Below are 520 nucleotides of genomic sequence, written 5' to 3'. Positions count from 1 at the left end.
CAGATCGCGCAGATGGATCGGCGGGTTGCCTTGCATCTTGGCGCTATACTGCTTCCACATCTGGAAGGAGCCGGTGTTACATGCGGTTTGCATCATGTGCATGGATTGCGCTTCCCATGCGTGGGTCTCGCCGCTCTTGCGCGCCTTGTAGAAACCGCCAATCGGCAACACGTCGCGGCCACCCTGCCAGCCAAGGGCATGCACTTCTTCCGCCTTGCGCTGAATGCCCGTGACGCCAATGCCGCTGATGCGCGAGGTCATGCCGGGGAAATACTCGGCACACATAGCGCGGGACAGACCCACCGCCTCGAAATTCAGGCCACCGCGATAAGAAGACACAACAGAGATGCCCATCTTCGCCATGATCTTGAGCAAACCCTGGTCGATCGCCTCGCGATAGCGTGCGATGGCTTCGGTCAGTGAGCACTCCAGCAACCCGCGTTCAATGCGATCGGCAAGGGAATCCTCTGCCAGATAGGCGTTCACAACCGTTGCGCCGCTACCGATCAGAACCGCGAAG

General features: G+C 59.6%; 1 protein-coding gene. It reads right to left on the bottom strand.

Annotated elements, in window-relative coordinates; translation table 11 throughout:
• Positions 1 to 520 (bottom strand): glutamate synthase central domain-containing protein (locus tag ACPGUT_RS16215; protein WP_423993148.1); only part of this gene is annotated, 520 nt, incomplete at both ends.

This window comes from Halocynthiibacter sp., assembly GCF_049608145.1.
Lineage (GTDB): Bacteria > Pseudomonadota > Alphaproteobacteria > Rhodobacterales > Rhodobacteraceae > Halocynthiibacter.
The sequence above is the reverse complement of the archived record's forward strand: the minus strand, read 5'-3'. Positions and strand labels throughout refer to the sequence as shown.